Annotated in this window: 3 rRNA genes; all 3 read right to left on the bottom strand. The window is 56.0% G+C overall.

The annotated features are described in order from the left end of the window. Positions 1–49: 49 nt before the first annotated feature. Positions 50–166, bottom strand: a 5S ribosomal RNA gene (rrf, locus tag AC2W7A_RS08610). A 175-nt stretch (positions 167–341) separates the two neighbouring features. Further along, positions 342–3,436, bottom strand: a 23S ribosomal RNA gene (locus AC2W7A_RS08605). A 435-nt stretch (positions 3,437–3,871) separates the two neighbouring features. Beyond that, positions 3,872–5,395: ribosomal RNA gene (locus AC2W7A_RS08600) — 16S ribosomal RNA — on the bottom strand. The 16S, 23S and 5S rRNA genes sit together here, the layout of an rRNA operon. Positions 5,396–5,761: the final 366 nt, after the last annotated feature.

Below are 5,761 nucleotides of genomic sequence, written 5' to 3'. Positions count from 1 at the left end.
GCGGGGAGGCCCCACACCAAAAAGTGTGGGGCCTCAACCCAAAAAGAATGTCCGGCGGCGACCTACTCTCCCACAACCTCCCGGTTGCAGTACCATCGGCGCTGTGGGCCTTAGCTTCCGGGTTCGGAATGGAACCGGGCGTTTCCCCCACGCTATGACCGCCGTAACCCTTGAACCACACCCCAACCTACAGGGGCAGGTAAACCTACAGGGCCACGAAAAGTACGTGACACATATTCACTTAAAACATCACCACCACCCTACCCCAACCAAGGGACACAAGCAGCAGCAGGTTGCAATCAGACAACCGCACAGTGGACGCGAACACCCTCAAAAGAAGTGTTTGTAAGTCATCGGCCTATTAGTACTGGTCAGCTCCACACGTCTTCAGTCCGTGCTTCCACATCCAGCCTATCAACCCAGTGTTCTAGCTGGGGGCCTCACACCCTCACAAGGGGCAAGGAAATCTCATCTCGAAGCCGGCTTCCCGCTTAGATGCTTTCAGCGGTTATCCATCCCGAACGTAGCTAATCAGCCATGCACCTGGCGGTACAACTGACATACCAGAGGTTCGTCCGTCCCGGTCCTCTCGTACTAAGGACAGACCTTCTCAAATTTCCAACGCGCGCAGAGGATAGGGACCGAACTGTCTCACGACGTTCTGAACCCAGCTCGCGTACCGCTTTAATGGGCGAACAGCCCAACCCTTGGGACCTACTCCAGCCCCAGGATGCGACGAGCCGACATCGAGGTGCCAAACCATGCCGTCGATATGGACTCTTGGGCAAGATCAGCCTGTTATCCCCGAGGTACCTTTTATCCGTTGAGCGACGGCCGTTCCACAACGAGCCGCCGGATCACTAGTCCCGACTTTCGTCCCTGCTCGAGCTGCCACTCTCACAGTCAAGCTCCCTTGTGCACTTGCACTCAACACCTGATTGCCAACCAGGCTGAGGGAACCTTTGGGCGCCTCCGTTACCATTTGGGAGGCAACCGCCCCAGTTAAACTACCCATCAGGCACTGTCCCTGACCCGGATCACGGGCCGAAGTTAGATATCCAGAGTGACCAGAGTGGTATTTCAACGATGACTCCACCAACACTGGCGTGCCGGCTTCACAGTCTCCCACCTATCCTACACAAGCCACACCGAACACCAATACCAAACTATAGTAAAGGTCACGGGGTCTTTCCGTCCTTCTGCGCGTAACGAGCATCTTTACTCGTAATGCAATTTCGCCGAGTTCACGGTTGAGACAGCGGGGAAGTCGTTACTCCATTCGTGCAGGTCGGAACTTACCCGACAAGGAATTTCGCTACCTTAGGATGGTTATAGTTACCACCGCCGTTTACTGGGGCTTAAATTCTCCGCTTCGCCGAAGCTAACGGGTCCTCTTAACCTTCCAGCACCGGGCAGGAGTCAGTCCGTATACATCGTCTTACGACTTCGCACGGACCTGTGTTTTTGATAAACAGTCGCTTCCCCCTGGTCTCTGCGGCCCCGACCCCCTCACACCAGCAAGCGGTGCTCAAGGTTGGGGCCCCCCTTCTCCCGAAGTTACGGGGGCATTTTGCCGAGTTCCTTAACCATGATTCTCTCGATCGCCTTAGTATTCTCTACCTGACTACCTGTGTCGGTTTCGGGTACGGGCGGTTAAAACCTCACGCCGATGCTTTTCTTGGCAGCATAGGATCACCGGATCACCCACATGGTGGGCGCCCATCAGGTCTCAAACACAATGCCAGCGGATTTACCTACCAGCAGTCCTACACCCTTAGACCAGGTCGATTCCATTGCCTGGCCCGGCTACCTTCCTGCGTCACACCTGTTAATGCGCTTGCCTCCCCGGTTCAGGTCCCGCGCTCCACACCACTCACCCCGCTCAAAGAGCGAGGTTGAGGATGCTTCGGGCGGTTAGTATCACCGGCTCAGCATGGGCGGTTTTTCACCGGTACGGGAATATCAACCCGTTGTCCATCGACTACGCCTGTCGGCCTCGCCTTAGGTCCCGACTCACCCAGGGCAGATTAGCTTGACCCTGGAACCCTTAGTCATCCGGCGGACGGGTTTCTCACCCGTCTTTCGCTACTCATGCCTGCATTCTCACTCGTACACAATCCACCAGAAGTTCCCCGCTGGCTTCACCTCGTGCACGACGCTCCCCTACCCATCCAGAAAAACTGAATGCCACGGCTTCGGCGGTGTACTTGAGCCCCGCTACATTGTCGGCGCGGAATCACTTGACCAGTGAGCTATTACGCACTCTTTCAAGGGTGGCTGCTTCTAAGCCAACCTCCTGGTTGTCTCAGCAACTCCACATCCTTTCCCACTTAGCACACGCTTAGGGGCCTTAACCGGTGGTCTGGGCTGTTTCCCTCTCGACTATGAAGCTTATCCCCCACAGTCTCACTGCCACGCTCTCACTTACCCGGCATTCGGAGTTTGGCTGAAGTCAGTAACCTTGTAGGGCCCATCGTCCATCCAGTAGCTCTACCTCCGGGAAGAAACACGCGACGCTGCACCTAAATGCATTTCGGGGAGAACCAGCTATCACGGAGTTTGATTGGCCTTTCACCCCTACCCACAGCTCATCCCCTCCATTTTCAACTGAAGTGGGTTCGGTCCTCCACGCGCTCTTACACGCGCTTCAACCTGGCCATGGGTAGATCACTCCGCTTCGGGTCTAGGACACGCGACTCAATCGCCCTATTCAGACTCGCTTTCGCTACGGCTTCCCCACACGGGTTAACCTCGCCACGTATCACTAACTCGCAGGCTCATTCTTCAAAAGGCACGCCGTCACCCCACACGAGGCTCCGACGGTTTGTAAGCACATGGTTTCAGGTACTATTTCACTCCCCTCCCGGGGTACTTTTCACCATTCCCTCACGGTACTGATTCACTATCGGTCAACAGGTAGTATTCAGGCTTACCAGGTGGTCCTGGCAGATTCACACGGGATTCCTCGGGCCCCGTGCTACTCGGGCAACCACTCAACAGCGGCGGAACGCATTACGACTACGGGACTCTCACCCACTACGGTCGACCATCCAAGATCGTTCGTCTATACGCCCGCACCTCACTGCGACGCGCCGGCAGACACGCCCAGAGCAGGCCCACAACACCGCACATGCAACCCCTGCCGGGTATCACACACATACGGTTTAGCCCCATCCGCTTTCGCTCGCCACTACTCACGGAATCACTTTTGTTTTCTCTTCCTGTGGGTACTGAGATGTTTCACTTCCCCACGTTCCCCCCAACCGGCCTATGTGTTCAACCGGTGGTCACACGACACGTCGTGCGGGGTTTCCCCATTCGGAAATCCTGGTCTCAACGTCCGGTTATCGACTCCACCAGGCTTATCGCAGATTCCCACGTCCTTCTTCGGCTCCTGTTGCCAAGGCATCCACCATGCGCCCTTAGAAACTTCCAAACACTAGAAGTCCAAAAAATGAGCATAAGATGACATCATTCTCGGCATCACCACACCTCAACCAGCCACCCAGGGGGATGACCAGCCTCAAACAGTGCAGCAACAAAAAATAAGATGCTCGCGTCCACTATGCAGTTCTCAAACAACAACCCCCACACACATCCACAACCGACCAAATGAGCCGACTGCTTCACCATGCGAAGACATATCCAGGAAACAACGCCACACCCCCACACAGAGGATGTGCCTGCTGTCCCAAAACCCAACAGTGTGCCAACACCAGCCCGTGACACCAGCACCCGGCTTTCCCACAACCAACAGGCTGCGTACTCACCCAACGCCGGCACCACCACTGGCACCATTCATCGATGTTCCACCCATGAGCAACCGACCATCGCACACTCGGCGACGCCATCGGCACTAAATGCTCCTTAGAAAGGAGGTGATCCAGCCGCACCTTCCGGTACGGCTACCTTGTTACGACTTAGTCCCAATCGCCAGTCCCACCTTCGACGGCTCCCCCCACAAGGGTTAGGCCACCGGCTTCGGGTGTTACCGACTTTCGTGACTTGACGGGCGGTGTGTACAAGGCCCGGGAACGTATTCACCGCAGCGTTGCTGATCTGCGATTACTAGCGACTCCAACTTCATGGGGTCGAGTTGCAGACCCCAATCCGAACTGAGACCGGCTTTTTGGGATTAGCTCCACCTCACAGTATCGCAACCCATTGTACCGGCCATTGTAGCATGCGTGAAGCCCAAGACATAAGGGGCATGATGATTTGACGTCGTCCCCACCTTCCTCCGAGTTGACCCCGGCAGTCTCCCATGAGTCCCCACCATCACGTGCTGGCAACATAGAACAGGGGTTGCGCTCGTTGCGGGACTTAACCCAACATCTCACGACACGAGCTGACGACAACCATGCACCACCTGTGAACCCGCCCCAAAGGGGAAACCGTATCTCTACGGCGAACGAGAACATGTCAAGCCTTGGTAAGGTTCTTCGCGTTGCATCGAATTAATCCGCATGCTCCGCCGCTTGTGCGGGCCCCCGTCAATTCCTTTGAGTTTTAGCCTTGCGGCCGTACTCCCCAGGCGGGGCACTTAATGCGTTAGCTGCGGCGCGGAAACCGTGGAATGGCCCCCACACCTAGTGCCCAACGTTTACGGCATGGACTACCAGGGTATCTAATCCTGTTCGCTCCCCATGCTTTCGCTCCTCAGCGTCAGTTACAGCCCAGAGACCTGCCTTCGCCATCGGTGTTCCTCCTGATATCTGCGCATTCCACCGCTACACCAGGAATTCCAGTCTCCCCTACTGCACTCTAGTCTGCCCGTACCCACCGCAGATCCGGAGTTAAGCCCCGGACTTTCACGGCAGACGCGACAAACCGCCTACGAGCTCTTTACGCCCAATAATTCCGGATAACGCTCGCACCCTACGTATTACCGCGGCTGCTGGCACGTAGTTAGCCGGTGCTTCTTCTGCAGGTACCGTCACTTTCGCTTCTTCCCTACTGAAAGAGGTTTACAACCCGAAGGCCGTCATCCCTCACGCGGCGTCGCTGCATCAGGCTTGCGCCCATTGTGCAATATTCCCCACTGCTGCCTCCCGTAGGAGTCTGGGCCGTGTCTCAGTCCCAGTGTGGCCGGTCACCCTCTCAGGCCGGCTACCCGTCGTCGCCTTGGTGAGCCATTACCTCACCAACAAGCTGATAGGCCGCGAGTCCATCCATGACCGAAATTCTTTCCAACACCCACCATGCGATGAGTGCTCCTATCCGGTATTAGACCTCGTTTCCAAGGCTTATCCCAGAGTCAAGGGCAGGTTACTCACGTGTTACTCACCCGTTCGCCACTAATCCACTCCAGCAAGCTGGAGCTTCATCGTTCGACTTGCATGTGTTAAGCACGCCGCCAGCGTTCATCCTGAGCCAGGATCAAACTCTCCGTAAAAAATTACAGAACAACAGGTCAACAGCCGGAAATAACCATCAACCCATCAATTCAATCACTGGCAAGCCATCGTCACAGACACACGGGGGTGCGCTGCCGACGGCCACCAATATGTGTTAAAACAATTGGCATCAACAAACTTGGCACACTATTGAGTTCTCAAACAACAGGCGCTTCCGCAACTCAGCTCGGCCCGCACATTCGCGGCGCTTCGCTCCGGAGCAACTTCTCCATCCTAGCCGATCAGTTCAGTCCGTGTCAACTTCGTGTTCCGAAGCCATTCACCAACCGATCAGGCAGACAAGGAAAAACCTTACCACCATCAACCCGGCCACTGTCAAACCCAGCCGCCGGCAACAACCAGCA

It is taken from the genome of Micrococcus sp. LASM2_SD2, assembly GCF_057364565.1.
The sequence above is the reverse complement of the archived record's forward strand: the minus strand, read 5'-3'. Positions and strand labels throughout refer to the sequence as shown.